The following is a 19,627-nucleotide window of genomic DNA, read 5'->3' on the forward strand; positions in this document are numbered from 1 at the left end:
AGTAATCAAACTAAGAATAGCCGCGAATGAAATGCTGGTAAATATTTGTGGTATTTATTAATAAGGCGTCCCGGAGGACGCCTGAAATTAGCCAAAGCGCACGTCGCGCCCGTGAGGTTCGAGCAGATCCTGCCACGGTCCGATGGAAATGATACCCGTGGGGTTAATCGTTTTATGGCTACGGAAATAGTGGTGACGAATATGGTCAAGATTAACGGTTTCAGCAATGCCCGGTATTTGATAGATATCGCGCAGGAAACCGTACAGATTCAGGTAGTCGCTGATTCGGTATTTGTCGCATTTGAAATGAGTCACGTAAACCGGATCAAAGCGTACCAGGGTCGTCCATAAGCGGATATCCGCCTCGGTCAACTGGTCGCCCGTCAGATAGCGGTGCTGTCCGAGAATCTGCTCCAGGCGCGCCAGCGCAGTAAATACCTTTTCTACCGCTTCATCATACGCTTGCTGGCTGGTGGCGAAGCCTGCTTTATAAACGCCGTTATTAACGTTGTCATAAATCCAGCCGTTTAACTCGTCAATTTTGCTTTGCAGCGCGGGGGGATAGTAATCCCCGGCTTTAGCGCCCAGCCCATCGAAGGCGGAGTTAAACATACGAATGATTTCGGCGGACTCGTTGCTGACGATAGTATGATTTTTTTTATCCCATAAGACCGGTACGGTGACGCGGCCGCTGTAGTGTGGATCGGCGTGCAGATACAACTGGTAGAGAAATTCATGCTGATAGAGGGTATCGCCGGTGGCCGCCGGAAAAGTATCATCAAACGTCCAGCCGTTTTCCAGCATCAATGGATTCACGACGGAAACCGGAATAAATGGCTCCAGACCTTTCAGTTTACGGAAAATGAGCGTGCGATGCGCCCAGGGGCAGGCAAGGGAAACGTACAGATGGTAACGATCTTTTTCTGCGGCGAATCCGCCTTCGCTGGAAGGTCCGGGCGCGCCGTCAGCGGTAAGCCAGTTGCGGAAAGCCGACGCTGAACGCTGAAATTTCCCCCCGGAAGATTTGGTGTCATACCAGGTGTCGTGCCAGACGCCATCGATCAGTTGTCCCATGTCTCTCTCCTTCAGATGACAAAAGCGAGGCGCTATTCCCTCGCTTTTTTAATTGAGTATAGATTGCTTACCACTTTTTATTCAGCAGACGGTCAAGGCTGAACGCGCCAGGCCCGGTTAACGCCAGTAATAAGAATCCGCCGGCAATGGTCAGGTTTTTCATAAACATCAGCGAGTTTACACCTTCTGCAAAATTGCTATGGAAGATCAATGCCGTCAGCAACGTAAAACCAGCGGTAAAAAGCGCAGTGGTGCGGGTGAGGAACCCCAGCAGAATCGCCAGACCGCCGCCGAACTCAAGCAGTATGGTGAGCGGCAGCAGGAATCCTGGTACGCCCATCGCTTCCATATACTGCTGTGTGCCCGCATAGCCGCTAATTTTTCCCCATCCTGCGGTAATAAACAGAACTGGCATTAAAATACGCGCTATCAGTACACCAACATCTTCTAATTTTTTCATTTTATTCTCCAGGAGGCCGATTCGGCGGCTGCTGCTATTTTCATGAGCAATGGCGCGGTTTAGCGCGTCATTGTTATCGCTGGAGAGAATCATAAACGTGGCGTACAGGAATTGTTAGCAAGGAAAATTGCCAAATTTTTTCAAAAAATTTGAGTGATTGATAAAGAGACGATATGCATAAAAGTATCGCGCCACCAGGGGTAATCGGGCGATAACCTGATGGCGCGATGCTATAAAAGAAAAGATATTAACCGCGGAGCTGTTGTTGACGGAGGGTAGTTTTTACCAGGCGCCAGGCGCTCCAGATACCCAGGCCGCGTTTCGCCCAGCGTACCAACATATTAGGATGACGGATGGTCCAGATGGCCATTACGCTGCTACCGACCAGCGCCCAGGAGCGCAAGCTTAACACCGTATTCCAGCCGCGATCGTACGCGCCGGTGGTCTCCAGCCAGTCGCGACGGCTGGCGGACAGATCCAGCCGTTGCTGCTGGATCTGACTGAGAAGCAGCGCTTTACGTTTTTCGCGTTCGCCTTTGCTGCTCACGACTGATCGTCCTCCAGAATTTGCCGATCGTTAGCCAGTTCGTGCCGCGTATGGCGCAATAGCGTGGACTGACGCGCTTTGCGCAAAGTCCAGATGCCGCCGATTAGCGCAAGCACTAACAGCACAACTGTGGTAGCGATCATCGCGTTCAAACGGTACTGAGGATCGATAGCCCAGATGACCAGAACCATCAGGCTCATTAAGCCAAACGCCGCGAAGAGCATGGTAAGACCTACCATCAGCAAAAGCTGAAAGAGGTTCGCTTTCTCTTCTTCCAGTTCTACTACCGCCAGTCGCAGCCGGGTTTCCACCATCTCAACGATAATGGTGATAATCCGCTGCCCGATACCCAGTACGCTTTTGCCTGGTCCTTGTGCCTGTCGAGAGTCCGCCATAATTAACGACGCGTCAGCAGTACGCCCAACACCAGACCGACAGCGGCGCCAATGCCTACGCCTGTCCAGGGATTTTCGCGCACATAATCATCGGCGCGGGCGGCGGCGACGCGAGTCTGTTTGGCAATCACATCACCCGTTTCGCCCAGGCGGTAACGGCTCTCTTTCAGCGCGCGCTCGGCTTTGCTACGAATCTTACTCAACTCTTCTTTCGACTTTTCGCCCGAAGAGCTCAGCACTTCTTCAAGCGTATCGGTCAGGGATTTCAACTCAGCGCGCAGATGTTCCGTAGTGTTATCTTTCGACATAGTTTTCTCCAGGTGAGTGAGTATTTACATTCGGCGTTAATTTAGTAGTCTCTGGCCTCAAGTTTTTTTAGCTCATCCTGAGCCTCGGCCAGCTTACGTTCACGTTTGTCTATTTTATCCGCATCGCCTTTTGCTTTTGCCTCGGCTAAATCACGTTGGCGTTCGGCTACCTCTTCTTTTTGCTCAGCGATCTTTTTCTGATGCTCGGCGCGCAGCTTGCTGTCAGTACAATTGGCGCGTACTTCGCTGAGCGCCTTGTTCAGACCTTCAATACGGCGCTGATTGTTGTGCTTTTCAGCGTAGCTAATTTCCTTTTGTATATCCTGCTCTTTTTCCTGACAAAGCGAATTAGCGTAGCTACCGGCGCTAAGTGTAAAAAGCGTGATAGCCAAAGCGATGCGGTATTTCATTCCTGAACTTTCCCTTATGTTCGGACCCGTTGTCCGGGGCGGTGATCCCGATAATAACGCGGTGGGTTAAACACCGCTTTATTAATCATAGTCATTAAACAATGAAATCACCAAAGTGAGTGATATGATTCGGATTCCTGGAGATTAGCCAAAGCGGTGTGAGCTTTCCCGTAAGCGGGACAGCCACTGTACCGTTTCGTTGTCATCGTCCTGCTGAGCGACGACATAACCGTGTGGTAACGTTTGATCAAGCACTGTTTTTGCTGCGGCGCTTTGCGCAGGGGAATCGAAGGTAATGAGCAACATGTCATTTTTAGGCGTAATGCTTTTAAAATGAATGCCGTTCGCATCCAGATGATGCAGAACTGAGAAGCCGTCTGGCATACTGGCGCCCTGGTTAACCGCGCGAATGGCCAGCGTCGACTCTTGCTGACGCAGCGTTGACCACGTCATCATGAGTATGGTCAGCATCAGTAGAAAAGCGCTGATCCAAATGAGTTGTCGGGCAGTTATGCGTGGTTTAAGCATAAGTTATCCCCGGCTCCCATACTTCTTTTTCCACAGCATGACCAGTGAACCCGCCAGGCCAAAAAAGAGCAGCACCACGGGCAGCAGCATCAGGCATGACATTAACTGATCTTCATACTTCATAAAGACGGGCGTTTTGCCCAGCAGATAGCCCAGCGACGTCAGGATAAGCACCCACAACAAGCCGCTCATCCAGTTGAAGAACTGAAAGCGCGCGTTATTCAGGCCGGATATGCCGGCAATGGTGGGCAGCAGCGTTCTGACAAACGCGATAAAACGGCCTATCAATAGTGCCGACAGGCCGTGTTTATGGAAAAGGTGATGGGCGCGTTGATGATAATGTGCGGGGAGATGAGAGAGCCAGTTTTGCACGGTGCGGGTATTCCCCAGCCAGCGGCCCTGAATATAGCTGACCCAGCAACCCAGGCTGGCCGCGACGGTAAGCAGCAAAATGGTTTGTGGATAACCCATCGCGCCTTTGGCGATCAGCACGCCGACCAGGATCAACAGGCTGTCGCCAGGCAAAAAGGCGGCAGGGAGCAGCCCATTTTCCAGAAACAAAATCATAAATAACACAAAATATAACATGCCAATCATGGAAGGATTGGCCAGTGTTTCAAAGTCCTGAGCCCACAGGGCATTCAGCAATTGAGTCAGTAGTTCCATTCAGTATTCCTGGAGAATCGGTTAACGTCACGCCGGTGATCTGAGGTTTGCACTGCCGCAACAGAGTTGGAGTTTTTATCAGCGTTGCGGAAACGGCAAATTCGCGGCCTGAACTATTCCTTGTTAAGTTGTGAAGTAAGCAAGCACTAACACACAAAAATTCAAAATGCATCTAATTGTAACAAAGGTCAACGAAGTCCGTTATAGAAATTACGCGTCGTTGAGCTTTGATTTTGCTTATCGCAAGGGAGGGTGGCGAGAGGATTTACACAGGCTGACACTTTATACTGTACGCTGACCGAGCGCCGCGGCAGACGCCATCTACATATAACGTTACGCGAGGATGTCGCGCGTGAACATCAATTCGCTTTCCGTCACAGCCTACGGATTGGGAGATTCAGATCTATCGTTACGCCGGATGGCATACGCCATCCGGCATCAATAATCACTTAGCTACGCAAGGCGTTATTCGCCAGACGTTCGTCCTCTGCCTGGCAGGCTGCCGCAGTGAACAGAACATCGGTAGATGAGTTCAGCGCCGTTTCACACGAATCCTGCAATACGCCGATAATAAAGCCGACCGCTACTACCTGCATCGCGATATCGTTCGGGATACCAAACATGTTGCACGCCAGCGGGATCAGCAGCAATGAACCGCCTGCCACGCCGGAGGCGCCGCAAGCACACAGCGAGGCCACCACGCTCAGCAGCAGCGCTGTAGGCAGATCCACCGGGACGCCTAACGTATGAACTGCCGCCAACGTCAGAACCGTAATGGTAATTGCCGCGCCGGCCATATTGATAGTGGCGCCCAGCGGAATGGAAACGGAGTAAGTATCCCTGTCCAGATTCAGCTTTTCGCACAGCGCCATATTCACTGGAATATTGGCGGCAGAGCTGCGGGTAAAGAAGGCATAAACGCCGCTTTCACGCAGGCAGGCGAACACCAGCGGATAAGGGTTGCGACGAATTTTCCAGAATACCAACAGCGGGTTGACCACCAGCGCGACCAGCAGCATACAGCCAATCAAGACGACCAGCAGGTGCGCATAGCCCCACAGGGTGGAGAAGCCGGTGGTTGCAAGCGTTGATGAAACCAGACCAAAAATACCGACTGGCGCGAAACGGATCACCAGTTTCACCATAAAGGTCACGGCGTTAGACATATCGTTCACGAGGTTTTTGGTGGTTTCATTGCCATGACGCAGGGCAAATCCCAGACCGACGGCCCACACCAGAATCCCGATATAGTTAGCGTTCAGCAGCGCGTCGATGGGGTTCGACACCATGCTCATCAGTAGACCGCGCAGGACTTCTACAATGCCGGACGGCGGCACGATATCCTGGGCGCTACTGGACAGATGCAGCGTTGAAGGGAAGGCGAAGCTGAACACAACGGCCGCCAGCGCGGCTGAAAAGGTGCCTAGCAGGTAAAGAAAGAGAATAGGGCGAATATTGGTTTTTTGACCGTGCTGGTGGTTGGCGATCGAGGCCATTACCAGCATCAGCACCAGAACGGGGGCGACCGCTTTTAAGGCGCCGACGAACAGGGTGCCAAGCAAGCCAACCGCTTCTGCCGCAGGCTTAGAAATCCATGCCAGTAAAATCCCCAGTACCAGACCCACTAAAATTTGTTTAACCAGACTGCCTTGCGCTAAACGCTGCAGTAGCCCTGATGCTCGTTGCGTAGCCATTTCATATTCCTTGTATTGTGTTGCTGGTCATCCCCTGTACGCTCTTACGGCGCATCTTTCAGGATGTAACAAAGTGTTTGCCTGGTTGAGTATAAGGAAAGTTGAAGGTTCGGGAAGCGAAATATCCTGGATTTTTTGCTGTGATCATGTTTTATAACTTTATATTAACAGTATTGTGACATGTTAAACAAAAACGCCCGACAGGTGTGCGCTGCCGGGCGTTTTTGACGGGGCAGGTTTACCCCGATAAAAGATTATTGCGCTCGTAGTTTCTTATCGCGCTGATGGTTAACCCAGGCGTTAATCACCAGCGTAATGGTCAGAATACCAAACACTACGCCCAGCGAAATCGCGATAGGAATATGGTAGAAGTCGACGATCAGCATCTTAATGCCGATAAAGACCAGAATGACCGCCAGACCATATTTCAGCATCGAGAAGCGTTCCGCCACGCCGGACAGCAGGAAGTACATCGCGCGCAGTCCTAAGATGGCAAACAGGTTAGAGGTCAGTACGATGAACGGGTCGGTGGTGACCGCAAAGATCGCCGGAATACTGTCAACGGCGAAGATCACATCGCTGAACTCAACCATAATCAGCACCAGCAGCAGCGGCGTGGCATACAGCAGGCCGTTTTTACGTACGAAAAAGTGCTCGTTCTCGATCGTATCGGTCATACGCAGATGCCCGCGCAGCCAACGCACCATCGGTTTTTCGCCAATGCCGGATTCATCTTCCTTCGCCAGCGCCATTTTTACGCCGGTAAACAGCAGGAAGGCACCGAACACATACAGCAGCCATTCGAACTGAGTGATAAGCCAGGTACCGGCGAAAATCATGATAGTACGCAACACGATCGCGCCAAGAACCCCATACACCAGCACCCGGCGTTGCAGAGCCGGAGGGACGGAGAAATAGCTAAACAGCATCAGCCAGACAAAGACGTTATCTACGGCCAGCGACTTTTCAATCAGATAGCCGGTAAGGAACGCTAATGCCTGCGGGTCAGCAACTTCGCGCCCTTGCGTTTCAGCCAGATACCACCAGAAAGCGGCGTTAAACAGTAGCGAGAGCGTTACCCACAGGATTGACCATCCTGCCGCTTGTTTCATCGACATAGCATGTGCGCCACGGCGTCCCTGCAACAACAGGTCGATGGATAGCATTATCACCACAACAACCGCGAATCCACCCCATAATAATGGCGTACCAACAGTATTCATTATTTCTCCCCATGCAAAAAAAAACGGCTAACGCCGAATGGCATTAGCCGCTGCTTTTATGCATAGACCTTGCCATTCGGCAAGGTCTCACTTACAACAATAAAGGAATACGCTGACGCATTCCTTTATGGCTGCCCGGTGACCGGATGTGGTTTTGCACACATCGTAATGACGATCGACCGGCAATGAAGTTACTCCCCTTTGCGCGTAACAAAGTATGACAGGCCACGCGTAGAGTCAATGACCTGTAACATATGATTTACATAATTTTACGCAGTAAGGGGATGGGGCAGATCGTCCGCCGGGAAGATGACCCCGGTTTGACGGCGTATTTCTGTCAGCCATTTTGCCGTGGCGCGACTTAGCGACAACCCCGGATGTTCCACGGCGTGGTTTTCAATAAGCTGGGCAAACGCCCCGGCTTCATACAGCATGGTATTAATATGCTGAGGCTGGGTCAGATCCTGCATCAGCGCGCCGCGCGGCGCAAAACACACTTTCTGGCATTCCGACAGCTTTTCAATGACCAGCGATCCCCTCTCGCCCTGAATTTCACTGGCCAGTACCGAGTCGCTGACTTTGGAATGCTGTAGCGTGACGCTAAAATCGCCGTAATCCATAACCACGACGCCGTGTGCATCTACTCCGCTTTCCAATAAATTCGCCGACGCCTGAACGCTGCGCGGCTCGCCCCATAGCGCGATCGCCGACGCCAGACAGTAATACCCGATATCCATAATCGAACCATTGGAGAAGGCCGGATTAAACGTATTCGGATTTTCACCGTTCAGATAGCGCTGATAACGTGAAGAGTACTGGCAGTAATTTAGGAATGCTTTATGCATTCTGCCGATTTTCGGCAACGATTCCCGCAGCAGCAGGAAATTGGGCAGGCAGGCGGTTTTAAAGGCTTCAAACAGTATCCGCTGATTATCGCGCGCGCAGGCGATAGCGGCATCAACCTCCGCCAGGTTAGAAGCCAGCGGCTTTTCGCACATGACATGTTTTTTATGCTGCAAAAAGTGCTGCGTCTGGGAGAAATGCAGGGAATTCGGGCTGGCGATATAAACCGCCTCAATCGCGTCGCTTTGCGCCATCGCTTCCAGCGAGGTAAACAGATGCTCGACGGGATAATCATTTGCGAAAGACTGCGCCTGTTCAAGACTACGGGAGTAAACGGCGGCGAGCCTGAATTTGCCGGTTTCATGGGCGGCGTCGACAAACTGGCGCGTGATCCAGTTAGTCCCAATTACAGCGAAACGTATCATAAACGTCAGCGGACTCCAAAAAGGGATTTTTCGTCAATGTAGCACGCCTTTCCGCCCTTGCCAGTGCGCTGCGACGCACTCTGGCATTTTACTGGCGAGAAGGGCACCCGTGTGCGCTATCAGCCCCAATAGTGACGCCAGCGCCCAGATATTTAGGCTGACGATGCAAAATTTTGGCATCCAGCACTGCGCTAACCCGCGCCAGCTTTTCCCGAAGTCGTGTGTAGGTTCCGTGCCTTTTATTCAGATCCGGCGCGTTAACGCCGATAGCGTCAATGCCATATTGTTGCGCTAGCCAGATCGCCCGTTGATTATGAAATGCTTGCGAGATAATCGTAATGCGGCTTTCGCCAAACACTTTCCGGGCGCGAACTACGGAGTCCAGCGTGGAGAATCCGGCATAATCACAAAAAATGGCCGCTTCCGGCACACCTTTCGCTATCAGCGCCTGCTGCATCGCCGAAGGTTCATCGTACTCTTTTTTGCCATTATCGCCGCTGACTAACAGCCACTTCACTTTACCGGCGTGATACAACGCGGCGGCAGTATTAATCCGCCGGGTAAAATACCGATTGCCGGGTTTAGCGCCTAACACCAGCCCGACGTTGCGGGCGGGAACGGTCTGAATATCATTCCATGTCAGATGCTGTGAGGCGTTGACGATAAGCCAGTTAGAATAGAAAAGCGCGACGCCTGCCGCGACAAGCAGAAAACACGCCACTGTTAACGCCCGGCGTGTAAAACAGAGGCGGCGGATAAAACGGGCACATTGTGGGAGCATGGTCGTTGCGCGGTTCCGTTGGCGGTGGATAAAAAATACCCTCTACAGATCGTCATCCTTGACGTGGCGGCAGGCAATGAGCGAAATGTGAACGCGCCGATTTTATGCCCACGCCGTTAAAAAGATACGGGGGAAGGGGCATTTTCAGAATTTATTGTGCCGACAGCGCCTGATGCGTCAGCCACAGTCGCGTATCAAACTCCAGTTGATGGTACTGCGGTTCCATATGGCAGCAGAGCTGATAAAACGCTTTGTTATGATCTTTCTCTTTCAGGTGCGCCAGCTCGTGAACCACAATCATCCGTAAGAATGGCTCCGGGGCGTTACGAAACACGGTGGCGACGCGGATCTCCGCCTTTGCCTTGAGCTTGCCGCCCTGAACGCGCGAGACAGCGGTATGCAGTCCCAGCGCATTTTTCAGCACATGGATCTTGCTGTCATACATCACTTTATTGATGGGCGGCGCATTGCGCAGAAACTGACTTTTCAGTTCCTGAGTATAGTGATATAGCGCTTTGTCAGTGGCGTAATCATGCGCGCCGGGATAACGTTTTTCCAGCACCGCTCCCAGGCGCTGCTCGGCGATTAAGGCGCGCACCTGGGCAAGGAGATGTTCCGGATACCCCTGAAGGTAAGTTAGTGAGGTCATCAAAGCTCCATGTTGCTGATAAAAAGTGTATACTCACGCACCCTTTTCAGGGATAACGCCGCAATTTTACCATTCAGGAGGCCTAATGAGCCACGTAGACGACGGTTTCCGTTCACTGACGCTGAAACGTTTTCCGCAAACGGATGATGTTAACCCGCTTCTGGCGTGGGAGGCGGCCGATGAGTATCTGCTGCAACAGTTGGATGAGACGGAAATTCGCGGCCCGGTGCTGATCCTGAATGATACGTTTGGCGCGCTAAGCTGTGCGCTGGCGGAGCATTCGCCATACAGTATTGGCGATTCGTATTTAAGCGAACTGGGTACGCGAGAGAATTTACGCCATAACGGCATCGCGGAGTCCAGCGTAACGTTTCTCGACAGTACCGCTGACTACCCGCAGGCGCCGGGCGTGGTATTGATTAAGGTACCGAAAACGCTGGCGTTGCTGGAACAGCAGTTACGCGCTTTGCGTAAGGTCGTTACGGCGCAAACGCGTATTATCGCCGGCGCGAAAGCGCGTGATATTCATACCTCTACGCTGGAACTGTTTGAAAAAGTGCTGGGCCCAACCACGACGACGCTGGCGTGGAAGAAAGCGCGCCTGATTAACTGTACCTTCAGTCATCCGCAACTGGCTGACGCGCCGCAAACGCTAAGCTGGAAACTGGAAGATACAGGCTGGACGATTCACAACCACGCGAATGTGTTTTCTCGTACCGGATTGGATATCGGCGCGCGCTTCTTTATGCAGCATTTGCCGGAAAACCTCGACGGGGAGATTGTCGATCTCGGCTGCGGCAATGGGGTGATTGGCCTGAGCTTACTGGCGAAAAATCCGCAGGCGAACGTGGTATTTGTCGATGAGTCGCCGATGGCGGTAGATTCCAGCCGTTTGAATGTAGAAACGAACCTGCCGGAAGCGTTCGAACGCTGCGAATTTATGATCAACAATGCGCTCTCCGGCGTGGAGCCGTTCCGTTTTAACGCTGTGTTCTGCAACCCGCCGTTCCACCAGAAACATGCGCTGACGGATAATATCGCCTGGGAGATGTTCCATCACGCCCGCCGCTGCCTGAAAATCAACGGCGAACTGTATATTGTGGCGAACCGCCATCTGGACTATTTCCACAAGCTGAAGAAGATTTTCGGTAATTGCGCGACGGTAGCTACCAACAATAAATTTGTTATTTTGAAAGCGGTGAAGCAGGGACGCCGTCGATAAGACGCTCAAGCGTCATACCGGCCTATAAAACCGGTATGACGGCGTAAGCCCGATAAGCGCAGCGCCATCAGGCAAAGTCGTTAAATCTCCAGCGCCAGTCGGGTGCCCTGGGCAATCGCCCGTCGGGCATCCAGCTCCATCGCGACATCGCATCCGCCGATAAGATGTACCGTTTTACCTGCGGCGCGTAACGGGTCCGCCAGCTCGCGGCGGGGTTCTTGTCCGGCGCAGATCACCACATGATCCACTTCCAGCAACTGCGGTTCGCCGCCGATCAAGAGATGTAATCCGTCGTCGTCGATCTTCTGGTAACTGACTGCCGGGATCATCTTCACGCCGCGCGCCAGTAACGTCGCGCGATGGATCCAGCCGGTGGTTTTACCTAACCCTTCGCCCGGCTTGCTGGCTTTGCGTTGCAGCATGACGATTTGCCGTGGACTACGTGCCAGGCGTGGGCCTTCCGGGCGCAGACCGCCTGCCTGTTGCAGGCTGGTATCAATTCCCCATTCCGTACAAAATTCAGCAATATTTTGGCTGGTGGATTCGCCGTGCTGGCTCAGATACATGGCCGTGTCAAAACCGATCCCGCCGCAGCCGATGATCGCCACTCGTTTACCAACCGGCGCCTTATCGCGCAATACCTCCAGGTAGGTCAATGCCTTTGGATGATCAATACCGTCTATCGGCGGGCGTCGCGGTACTATTCCGCAGGCGAGGATCGCTTCGTCAAAGGGCTGAAGATCCTCTGCGTTCACCCGTTGGTTCAGTTTCAGCGTAACGCCAGTAACATCGATCATTCGACGGTAGTAGCGCAGCGTTTCGTAAAACTCCTCTTTACCCGGGATCTGCCTGGCGATAGTAAACTGACCGCCAATTTCACTCTGGGCGTCAAACAGCGTGACATGATGGCCGCGCGACGCGGCGTTAATCGCGAAAGCCAGCCCCGCCGGGCCTGCGCCGACAACGGCCAGGTTCTTTTTGCGTATGGCCGGCGTTATCGGCATGTGGGTTTCGTGACAGGCGCGCGGGTTCACCAGACAGGAGGTCACTTTGCCGATGAAGATCCGATCCAGACAGGCCTGATTACAGCCGATACAGGTATTGATCTCATCTGCGCGTCCGGATTGCGCTTTAGTCAGGAATTCAGCATCGGCAAGGAAGGGACGCGCCATCGACACCATATCGGCATCGCCGCGCGTCAGGATCGTCTCGGCGACCTGCGGATCGTTAATGCGATTGGTCGCGATCAGCGGAACCGAAACATGACCTTTGAGTTTCCGCGTCACCCAGCTAAAGGCGCCACGCGGTACTGGCGTGGCGATGGTCGGGATTCGCGCCTCATGCCAGCCAATGCCGGTATTAATTAGGCTTGCGCCTGCGGCTTCAATGGCTTGCGCCAGTTGTACCGTTTCGTCGAACGTGCCGCCATTTTCCACCAGATCGAGCATCGACAGGCGATAGATAATAATAAAGTCGTTCCCTACCCGCTGGCGTACCGCGCGTACTACCTCAACCGCGAAGCGCATACGACTGGCATAGTCGCCGCCCCATTCGTCATCACGATGGTTAGTTCGCCGGGTGAGAAATTCATTAATCAGATAGCCCTCTGATCCCATCACCTCTACGCCGTCGTAGCCTGCTTCCCGCGCCAGTTGCGCGCAATGCGCGAAGTCGTCGATTAACTGCAAGATTTCATCATGCGTCAGTTCATGCGGCATAAAGCGGTTGATTGGCGCCTGAATTGCCGACGGCGCGACCAGGTGCGGCTGATAGCTGTAACGTCCAGTGTGCAGAATTTGCAGCGCGATTTTACCGCCTTGCGCATGTACGGCATCGGTCACCACGCGGTGAGGCGTTAATTGGCTGGCATCGTTCAGCATCGCGCCGCCGGTCATCACGACCCCGGAGGGAACGGGCGCAATACCGCCGGTGACGATTAACGCTACGCCGTGTCGCGCGCGCTCGGCATAAAATGCCGCCAGGCGCTCGGCGCCATCAGGATGTTCTTCCAGACCCGTGTGCATCGATCCCATCAGCACGCGGTTTCTGAGAGTAGTAAAGCCCAGATCGAGCGGGGCGAACAGCGATGGGTAGCTCATAAGCGTATCCAGTATGTAAAATTATTGTTATGTGGTCGGATGAGTTACTACTGTAGCCGTCGCGAGGTAAAAGGGAAAAGGGGAATGTGGTGATTGTGATGGGATTCAAAAAAGAGGCCGCGACCCGGGGAAAACAGGCCGGATAAGCATAGCGCCATCCGGCATCGTTTTTAAACCTCTTCAACGCTCACCTGCATCGCCGCCAGCGCATTACGCGCTGATTTCAATACCTGTTCGCACAGTTCAATGGTTAGCGTGAGCGGTGGCTCGATACGAATTGTTTTCGCATTATTCAGCGTACCAGCGACCAGCACGCGTTGACGGAACATCTCACTGGCAAAACGGTAGCCCGTTTCGTTATCGACAAATTCAATGGCCATCAACATACCTTTGCCGCGCGCATCGTGTACCAGATTGGGATATTCACGCGCAAGTTGTCGAAAACCATCCAGGAGCGTATCGCCTTTTTGTTCCGCCTGGGCCGGGAGATTTTGTTCCAGCAGGACGTTAATGGTCGCCAGCGCGGCAGCACAAGCCAGCGGATTACCGCCAAAAGTGGTGGTATGCAGGAAGGGGTTGTCGAACAGAACCGAAAACACCTCTTCAGTCGCGATGGTGGCGCCAATCGGCATCACGCCGCCGCCCAGGGCTTTCGCCAGACACAGAATATCAGGCTGCACATTTTCGTGCTCACAGGCAAACATCTTGCCGGTACGCCCCATGCCGGTTTGTACTTCATCCAGAATCATCAGCGCGCCGAATTCGTCACAGAGCTTACGTACCTCTGTCAGGTATCCCTGCGGCGGCAGGATCACGCCGCCTTCACCCTGAATAGGCTCCAGAATCACGGCTGCTATCTCGTCGCCCGTTTTTTTGCCTTCGCTAAATGCCATGCTCATCGCGTCGATATTGCCAAACGGCACATGGCGGAAGCCCGGCAGTAAAGGCATAAAGGGTCTGCGGAAGGTGGATTTGGCCGTGGCGGAGAGCGCGCCCAATGATTTGCCGTGAAATGCGCCGCTGGTGGCGATAAAGGTAAACTTGCCGCGCGGCGACTGATACGCTTTTGCCAGTTTTAGCGCCGCTTCGACGGATTCGGTGCCGCTGTTACAGAAAAAGCTGTACTTGAGTTTCCCCGGTGTCAGCGCCGCCAGCGTTTTTGCCAGCATCGCCCGCAAGGGATCAAGTAACTCCTGGCTGTGGAGAGGTTGTTTTGCGAGTTGATTCTGGACGGCGGATACCACAACAGGATTACGGTGCCCCACGTTAAAGATGCCAAACCCCCCAAGACAGTCGATAAACTCCTGCCCCTGGGTGTCGACAAGCGTATTCAAACTGCCCGCTTGCCACTCTACGGCTCCGTAATCCCCGCCGGCGGTAACAGATTTCCGGTATTCCAGAAATCCTGGATTTACATGCTCTTTAAAGTAGTCAATGACCTCTCGGTTTAGTGCTTTCATTTCCTCATGGTTTAGCGTTCGCTTCTCGATGAGATTCAGTGCGTGCGCGCTACAGGCCAAAGCCGATGCGCTGGAAGGTAACCTGTTCAAAATGAGCTCCAGAGGGCCGTGTATCACATGATACTGAATTAAGTATTGCAGGGATTAGCGGGGGTCTAAGCCCATAGTGAAAATCGGGATAAACACCAGGAATAATCACATTTACACAACATTTAATGTCATGTGTTAACAATTGGATGCATTTTGAGCAGATCTTGTTTTACGGTTTACGGTGTGTTGCGGTAGCGGCGGCGTGAGAAAAAGGTGAGCCAGGGCAGATTTTAAAGAAAAAGGTTGTCCACGCTAAACAATTTCATAATGAAAATAAGGCGCAGGATGAGGTGAAAATCGTACAAATATTAAGGATTAATCGCAAATTGCGATCCAGAGCAATTTTAACAACTAAAGATAAATAGATTAGCGCCGAAATAACATCTGAGCGAAAAATTAACATCCAGATAACCTGCACAGGACGCTATCATGTCTTCTCATCCCTACGTCAGCCAGCTAAATACCCCGCTGGATGATGATACCACTCTGATGTCTACGACCGACCTGGAAAGCTATATCACTCACGCCAATGACACTTTTGTCCAGGTGAGCGGCTATCAGTTAAACGAGTTACTGGCGCAGCCACATAATCTGGTGCGTCATCCGGATATGCCGAAAGCTGCCTTCGCAGATATGTGGTACACCCTAAAACAGGGCGAACCGTGGAGCGGCATTGTGAAAAACCGGCGTAAAAACGGCGACCATTACTGGGTGCGGGCCAACGCGGTACCGATGATACGTGAAGGGCGTGTGACGGGATATATGTCGATCCGTACCCGCGCCACGGATGATGAGATTGCCGCCGTCGAGCCTTTATATCAGGCGCTAAATGAAGGGCGGTGTAGTAAACGTATTCATAAAGGCCTGGTGGTTCGTCAGGGCTTGCTGGGCAAACTACCCGCTATGCCTGTTCGCTGGCGAGTGCGTAGCATTATGGGGCTAATGGCCGTAATGCTGGCGTTGGCGCTGTTCGGTACGGATGCGTCATGGCAGGCGTTGCTGTTGGGCGCGTTGGCGATGCTGGCAGGTACGGCGCTATTTGAATGGCAAATTGTGCGTCCCATTGAAAATGTGGCGACGCAGGCGCTGAAAGTGGCGACCGGCGAACGCAACAGCGTACAACATCTTAATCGTAGCGATGAGTTGGGGCTGACGCTGAGGGCCGTGGGGCAGCTTGGCTTGATGTGCCGCTGGCTGATCAATGACGTATCAAGTCAGGTTTCCAGCGTCAGAAACGGCAGTGAAAGGCTGGCGAAGGGTAACAATGATCTGAACGAACACACCCGTCAGACCGTGGAGAATGTTCAGGAAACGGTAACGACCATGAACCAGATGGCGGAGTCCGTGAAGCTCAATTCCGAGACGGCTTCCGCTGCGGATAAGCTTTCCATGGCGGCCAGTAGCGCGGCGACTCAGGGAGGTGAGGCGATGGATACGGTGATTAAAACGATGGATGATATCGCTCACAGTACGCAACGTATCGGGACGATCACCACGCTAATTAACGATATCGCTTTTCAGACGAATATCCTGGCGCTGAATGCGGCGGTAGAAGCGGCGAGAGCGGGCGAGCAGGGGAAAGGGTTTGCCGTGGTTGCTGGCGAGGTACGTCATCTTGCCAGCCGTAGCGCTAATGCGGCGAACGATATTCGTAAATTAATTGACGCCAGCGCAACAAAGGTGCAGTCAGGCTCCGAGCAGGTTCACGCCGCAGGCCGTACCATGGATGACATTGTAGCCCAGGTGCAAAATGTCACCCTGCTTATCGCACGGATCAGCCAGTCGACGCAGGAACAGACAGATGGGCTTTCCAGCCTGACTCGCGCCGTGGACGAGTTGAACCGCATAACCCAGAAGAATGCGGCGCTGGTGGAAGAGAGCGCACAAGTCTCCGCGATGGTAAAACACCGTGCCAGCCGGCTGGAGGATGCGGTCACGGTACTGCATTAAGTTTATTTGTAGGTCGCAACGGTAATGACATCCGCCCGGTAGCAACAAGCTTACCGGGCGGATGTGCTCTGATAGAAGGCGGTGCCTGCCATCATAGAGAGCACCAGTGGCCTGTGATGTTAAAAATAATGTGATATTTATTCCTTCTCCCTTGTCTACCTATTAATAGGTATAAACTCAGTTAATAAATAAGAAATGGTTAACCTTTTAGCGTATTTCTTTCATTATTAGTGCCAATTTATGTCACTTTTGGTTCATCTTTCTGTGAACAATAAATATTACTTACTAATAATGTTCCGAAATAAAAAGCGATCAATATCATAAAGTTAGTAACATTATTGCCGATAAATCTTCCTGTATGAGGATATGCAATCCCAGGGAGAAAATATGTTTTTGCATAACATTAAAATACGTTCAAAATTATTTATGGCCTTTGGCTTATTCATTGTTCTCATGGTGGTGAGTTCCGCTCTGTCTTTGTTTAGCCTTGATCGGGCTAATACGGGTATGCAGGACATTATTACCAATGATTATCCCACCACGGTAAAAGCCAATCTGTTAATCGATAATTTTAATGATTTCATCATCGCGCAGCAGCTCATGTTACTGGATGAAGAGGGGCGCTGGAGCCAGAGCTCGCAGAAAGAACTCAGTGAGATAAGCCAGCGCATTTCGGCTTTACTGGATGAGCTTTCCAGGGAAAATAGTCACGATGCGGATTCACAGAAAATCATTAATGAGATCCGTGAAGCGCGCCAGCAATACCTGGAGTCCAGATTCCGTATTTTGAAAGATATTCAAAGCAATAATCGTCAGGCGGCCATTCAGGAGATGATGACCAGAACGGTGCAGGTGCAAAAAGTCTATAAGGACAAAGTCCAGGAACTTATCGCTGTTCAGGACGCGCAGATGCATGAAGCGAGCGTGCAGGTCAAAGAGGATTTTAAAAATAATCGGACGCTGTTAATCACTTTGGCGCTGATAAGCATCGCCGCCGGAGGCGTAATGGGATGGTATATTGTGCGTTCTATTACCCGGCCGCTTGATGACGCAGTACGCTTTGCCGAGGCGATTGCCGATGGCGATCTGACTCGTCATATCACCACCGACTATAAAGATGAAACAGGTGTACTACTGCAAGCATTAATGGCGATGAAAACGCGTCTGCTGGATATCGTACAGGAAGTGCAAAACGGTTCGGAGAGTATCTCCACGGCGGCGGCGCAAATTGTCGCCGGTAACCAGGATTTGGCGGCGCGTACGGAAGAGCAGGCCAGCTCGGTTGAAGAAACGGCGGCGTCGATGGAACAGATTACCGCCACGGTTAAAAACACAGCCGATCATACCAGTGAAGCGACCAAACTCTCTGCCGGCGCCGCCAGCGTGGTGAAAAACAATGGGGAGATGATGAATCAAGTGACGCAGAAAATGCGCGTCATTAACGATACGGCAAATCGTATGTCGGATATCATCAATATCATTGATTCTATTGCCTTTCAGACCAATATTCTGGCGCTGAACGCGGCGGTTGAAGCGGCGCGCGCGGGCGAACATGGGCGTGGTTTTGCCGTTGTCGCCGGAGAGGTTCGCCAGTTGGCGCAAAAGAGCGCCTCGTCAGCCAGTGAAATCCGTAATTTGATTGAAGATTCAACCAGTCAGACTCAGGAAGGGATGCACCTGGTGGAGAAAGCCAGCGCCCTGATTAATGGCATGGTGGATAACGTCGAAGAGATGGATGTGATATTACGTGAGATTGGGCAGGCCAGCCGCGAGCAAACTGACGGTATTTCGCAGATTAACAGCGCGATTGGCCTGATTGACGCCGCCACGCAACAAAACTCCTGCCTTGTGGAAGAGTCTGTTGCCGCCGCGGCGTCGCTGAACGAACAGGCGTTACATTTAAAAGAGCTGGTTAACGTGTTCCGCGTCCGCGAAGAGGACACGCAGCCCGCTTAATCCAGTTCGGCGATTTCCAGCGCCGCGCGATCAATCACGCCGATAATGCGTTTGATTTGCGCGTCGTTGATATCGCTGTGGTTTATCCGCAGATCCAGCACGGCCTTGAAGTTATCCAGCGCCCGCTTCATCTGCGGATTTTTACGTAACTCCATGCCTACACAACGGGCTTTTAGCCGCGCCTGAATATGCGTCAGGTGTTCGCGATTTTCATCAAGCCATTGCGCGCCGTTCGCGGTAATCGCGATTTTTTTCCGCCCGCCTTCTTCGTCGCTAATCGTGATAAATTGCTGATCCTGTAAAAAATCCAGCGTAGGGTAGATCACGCCAGCGCTTGGCGTATAGCCGCCCCCCGTCAGGTTTTCTATCGCTTTAATCAGTTCATAGCCGTGGCTGGCGTCCCGGGTCAGGATATCAAGAATGACCAGCCGAAGTTCCCCGTGGCCAAAAAATCGCTGGCGTCGACCACCGCCCTGTCCATGACGACCACAGCCGTGTCCGTGACGGTGTTCGCCGCCGCAACTGGCGTTCTCATGCTGATGCGCGCTATGGCAGCCTTCATGCTGATGTTCTCGATCTTTGCAGCAACCATCGTGCTTATGATCCTGGTTTTTGCAACACCCTTCATGTTGATTTTGCATCATTGTCTCCTGCTTATTTAGATATATCTAATTTATATCTAAATGATGGATTTTAGCAAGGGCAAAAGCGCTTTTTGCAATAATATATTAATTTATAAGGTTTTATCTTAAGGTTATAGTTAGCTACGCGTTGCCAGAACACTATCAAAAAACAGTTGCATTTTTACTGATTAACAATCATTATCATTTAAAACTTTAATTTAGAT

General features: G+C 52.2%; 19 protein-coding genes. 3 read left to right on the forward strand and 16 right to left on the reverse strand.

What is annotated here, in order from left to right; all coding sequences use genetic code 11:
• Positions 1 to 87: 87 nt before the first annotated feature.
• The 13 genes from NA986_RS07205 to NA986_RS07265 form a co-directional block, all read right to left on the reverse strand.
• The gene (locus tag NA986_RS07205; protein WP_198889116.1) at positions 88 to 1,074 is read right to left on the reverse strand and encodes a glutathione S-transferase family protein; all 987 of its coding nucleotides are present in this window, start codon (positions 1,072 to 1,074) and stop codon (positions 88 to 90) included.
• A gap of 67 nt (positions 1,075 to 1,141) precedes the next feature.
• Positions 1,142 to 1,534 (reverse strand): DoxX family protein, encoded by a 393-nt coding sequence (locus NA986_RS07210; RefSeq protein ID WP_001592732.1) that lies wholly within the window; start codon positions 1,532 to 1,534, stop codon positions 1,142 to 1,144.
• Between the two features lie 247 nt (positions 1,535 to 1,781).
• Entirely contained in the window at positions 1,782 to 2,081 is a 300-nt protein-coding gene (locus NA986_RS07215) for a YqjK-like family protein (protein WP_000095496.1), read from the reverse strand.
• Complete coding sequence (locus NA986_RS07220) at positions 2,078 to 2,476, reverse strand: phage holin family protein (RefSeq protein ID WP_000785623.1); 399 nt, start codon at positions 2,474 to 2,476, stop codon at positions 2,078 to 2,080. The genes NA986_RS07215 and NA986_RS07220 overlap by 4 nt, the downstream gene beginning before the upstream one ends.
• A gap of 2 nt (positions 2,477 to 2,478) precedes the next feature.
• Positions 2,479 to 2,784, reverse strand: coding sequence for a DUF883 family protein (locus tag NA986_RS07225; RefSeq protein ID WP_000031219.1), 306 nt, complete (start codon positions 2,782 to 2,784; stop codon positions 2,479 to 2,481).
• Positions 2,785 to 2,825: 41 nt separating this feature from the next.
• On the reverse strand, positions 2,826 to 3,194 hold the full coding sequence (locus tag NA986_RS07230; RefSeq protein WP_000877297.1) for a DUF1090 domain-containing protein: 369 nt from the start codon (positions 3,192 to 3,194) through the stop codon (positions 2,826 to 2,828).
• A 144-nt stretch (positions 3,195 to 3,338) separates the two neighbouring features.
• Positions 3,339 to 3,722, reverse strand: a complete 384-nt coding sequence (mzrA, locus tag NA986_RS07235) for an EnvZ/OmpR regulon moderator MzrA (protein ID WP_000917516.1) — start codon at positions 3,720 to 3,722, stop codon at positions 3,339 to 3,341.
• A gap of 3 nt (positions 3,723 to 3,725) precedes the next feature.
• Positions 3,726 to 4,388, reverse strand: a complete 663-nt coding sequence (yqjA, locus tag NA986_RS07240) for a DedA family general envelope maintenance protein YqjA (RefSeq protein ID WP_000422143.1) — start codon at positions 4,386 to 4,388, stop codon at positions 3,726 to 3,728.
• Between the two features lie 449 nt (positions 4,389 to 4,837).
• Positions 4,838 to 6,082 carry a serine/threonine transporter SstT gene (gene sstT, locus NA986_RS07245; protein ID WP_000235363.1) on the reverse strand — a complete coding sequence of 415 codons (1,245 nt, stop codon included), beginning with the start codon at positions 6,080 to 6,082 and terminating at the stop codon, positions 4,838 to 4,840.
• A gap of 254 nt (positions 6,083 to 6,336) precedes the next feature.
• Positions 6,337 to 7,305, reverse strand: a complete 969-nt coding sequence (locus NA986_RS07250) for a TerC family protein (RefSeq protein WP_001098833.1) — start codon at positions 7,303 to 7,305, stop codon at positions 6,337 to 6,339.
• A 269-nt stretch (positions 7,306 to 7,574) separates the two neighbouring features.
• Complete coding sequence (locus tag NA986_RS07255) at positions 7,575 to 8,573, reverse strand: Gfo/Idh/MocA family protein (RefSeq protein ID WP_023215704.1); 999 nt, start codon at positions 8,571 to 8,573, stop codon at positions 7,575 to 7,577.
• Between the two features lie 88 nt (positions 8,574 to 8,661).
• A complete protein-coding gene (locus NA986_RS07260) occupies positions 8,662 to 9,354 on the reverse strand; it encodes a SanA/YdcF family protein (RefSeq protein ID WP_000937454.1) in 693 nt (230 codons plus the stop codon).
• A gap of 151 nt (positions 9,355 to 9,505) precedes the next feature.
• Positions 9,506 to 10,003 (reverse strand): M48 metallopeptidase family protein, encoded by a 498-nt coding sequence (locus NA986_RS07265; RefSeq protein WP_000202966.1) that lies wholly within the window; start codon positions 10,001 to 10,003, stop codon positions 9,506 to 9,508.
• 85 nt (positions 10,004 to 10,088) lie between these two features.
• Between NA986_RS07265 and rlmG the strand changes: the two genes are divergently transcribed.
• Positions 10,089 to 11,225 (forward strand): 23S rRNA (guanine(1835)-N(2))-methyltransferase RlmG, encoded by a 1,137-nt coding sequence (gene rlmG, locus NA986_RS07270; RefSeq protein ID WP_023215703.1) that lies wholly within the window; start codon positions 10,089 to 10,091, stop codon positions 11,223 to 11,225.
• Between the two features lie 80 nt (positions 11,226 to 11,305).
• On the opposite strand, the gene NA986_RS07275 is transcribed toward rlmG, so the two are convergent.
• Positions 11,306 to 13,324 carry an NADPH-dependent 2,4-dienoyl-CoA reductase gene (locus NA986_RS07275; protein ID WP_000121522.1) on the reverse strand — a complete coding sequence of 673 codons (2,019 nt, stop codon included), beginning with the start codon at positions 13,322 to 13,324 and terminating at the stop codon, positions 11,306 to 11,308.
• 170 nt (positions 13,325 to 13,494) lie between these two features.
• Positions 13,495 to 14,874, reverse strand: coding sequence for a putrescine aminotransferase (ygjG, locus tag NA986_RS07280; RefSeq protein ID WP_001520281.1), 1,380 nt, complete (start codon positions 14,872 to 14,874; stop codon positions 13,495 to 13,497).
• A 429-nt stretch (positions 14,875 to 15,303) separates the two neighbouring features.
• Here ygjG and NA986_RS07285 point away from each other — a divergent pair, with 429 nt between their 5' ends.
• Both NA986_RS07285 and NA986_RS07290 read left to right on the forward strand, forming a co-directional pair.
• A complete protein-coding gene (locus tag NA986_RS07285) occupies positions 15,304 to 16,824 on the forward strand; it encodes a methyl-accepting chemotaxis protein (protein ID WP_000094645.1) in 1,521 nt (506 codons plus the stop codon).
• A 387-nt stretch (positions 16,825 to 17,211) separates the two neighbouring features.
• Positions 17,212 to 18,780, forward strand: a complete 1,569-nt coding sequence (locus NA986_RS07290) for a methyl-accepting chemotaxis protein (protein ID WP_000478462.1) — start codon at positions 17,212 to 17,214, stop codon at positions 18,778 to 18,780.
• Here NA986_RS07290 and NA986_RS07295 read toward each other — a convergent pair.
• Positions 18,777 to 19,424, reverse strand: a complete 648-nt coding sequence (locus NA986_RS07295; protein WP_086011941.1) for a PadR family transcriptional regulator — start codon at positions 19,422 to 19,424, stop codon at positions 18,777 to 18,779. The genes NA986_RS07290 and NA986_RS07295 overlap by 4 nt on opposite strands.
• Positions 19,425 to 19,627 lie beyond the last annotated feature (203 nt).

Origin of the sequence: Salmonella sp. NW177, from assembly GCF_051811585.1 — a bacterium.
Taxonomy (GTDB): domain Bacteria; phylum Pseudomonadota; class Gammaproteobacteria; order Enterobacterales; family Enterobacteriaceae; genus Salmonella; species Salmonella enterica.

Excerpts from the sequence above, each read along its gene's own strand:
- NA986_RS07205 (WP_198889116.1), bottom strand. The coding sequence starts at position 1,074 with ATGGGACAACTGATCGATGGCGTCTGGCACGACACCTGGTATGACACC.
- NA986_RS07210 (WP_001592732.1), bottom strand. The coding sequence starts at position 1,534 with ATGAAAAAATTAGAAGATGTTGGTGTACTGATAGCGCGTATTTTAATG.
- NA986_RS07220 (WP_000785623.1), bottom strand. The coding sequence starts at position 2,476 with ATGGCGGACTCTCGACAGGCACAAGGACCAGGCAAAAGCGTACTGGGT.
- NA986_RS07225 (WP_000031219.1), bottom strand. The coding sequence starts at position 2,784 with ATGTCGAAAGATAACACTACGGAACATCTGCGCGCTGAGTTGAAATCC.
- NA986_RS07230 (WP_000877297.1), bottom strand. The coding sequence starts at position 3,194 with ATGAAATACCGCATCGCTTTGGCTATCACGCTTTTTACACTTAGCGCC.
- mzrA (WP_000917516.1), bottom strand. The coding sequence starts at position 3,722 with ATGCTTAAACCACGCATAACTGCCCGACAACTCATTTGGATCAGCGCT.
- yqjA (WP_000422143.1), bottom strand. The coding sequence starts at position 4,388 with ATGGAACTACTGACTCAATTGCTGAATGCCCTGTGGGCTCAGGACTTT.
- sstT (WP_000235363.1), bottom strand. The coding sequence starts at position 6,082 with ATGGCTACGCAACGAGCATCAGGGCTACTGCAGCGTTTAGCGCAAGGC.
- NA986_RS07250 (WP_001098833.1), bottom strand. The coding sequence starts at position 7,305 with ATGAATACTGTTGGTACGCCATTATTATGGGGTGGATTCGCGGTTGTT.
- NA986_RS07255 (WP_023215704.1), bottom strand. The coding sequence starts at position 8,573 with ATGATACGTTTCGCTGTAATTGGGACTAACTGGATCACGCGCCAGTTT.
- NA986_RS07260 (WP_000937454.1), bottom strand. The coding sequence starts at position 9,354 with ATGCTCCCACAATGTGCCCGTTTTATCCGCCGCCTCTGTTTTACACGC.
- NA986_RS07265 (WP_000202966.1), bottom strand. The coding sequence starts at position 10,003 with ATGACCTCACTAACTTACCTTCAGGGGTATCCGGAACATCTCCTTGCC.
- rlmG (WP_023215703.1), top strand. The coding sequence starts at position 10,089 with ATGAGCCACGTAGACGACGGTTTCCGTTCACTGACGCTGAAACGTTTT.
- NA986_RS07275 (WP_000121522.1), bottom strand. The coding sequence starts at position 13,324 with ATGAGCTACCCATCGCTGTTCGCCCCGCTCGATCTGGGCTTTACTACT.
- NA986_RS07285 (WP_000094645.1), top strand. The coding sequence starts at position 15,304 with ATGTCTTCTCATCCCTACGTCAGCCAGCTAAATACCCCGCTGGATGAT.
- NA986_RS07290 (WP_000478462.1), top strand. The coding sequence starts at position 17,212 with ATGTTTTTGCATAACATTAAAATACGTTCAAAATTATTTATGGCCTTT.
- NA986_RS07295 (WP_086011941.1), bottom strand. The coding sequence starts at position 19,424 with ATGATGCAAAATCAACATGAAGGGTGTTGCAAAAACCAGGATCATAAG.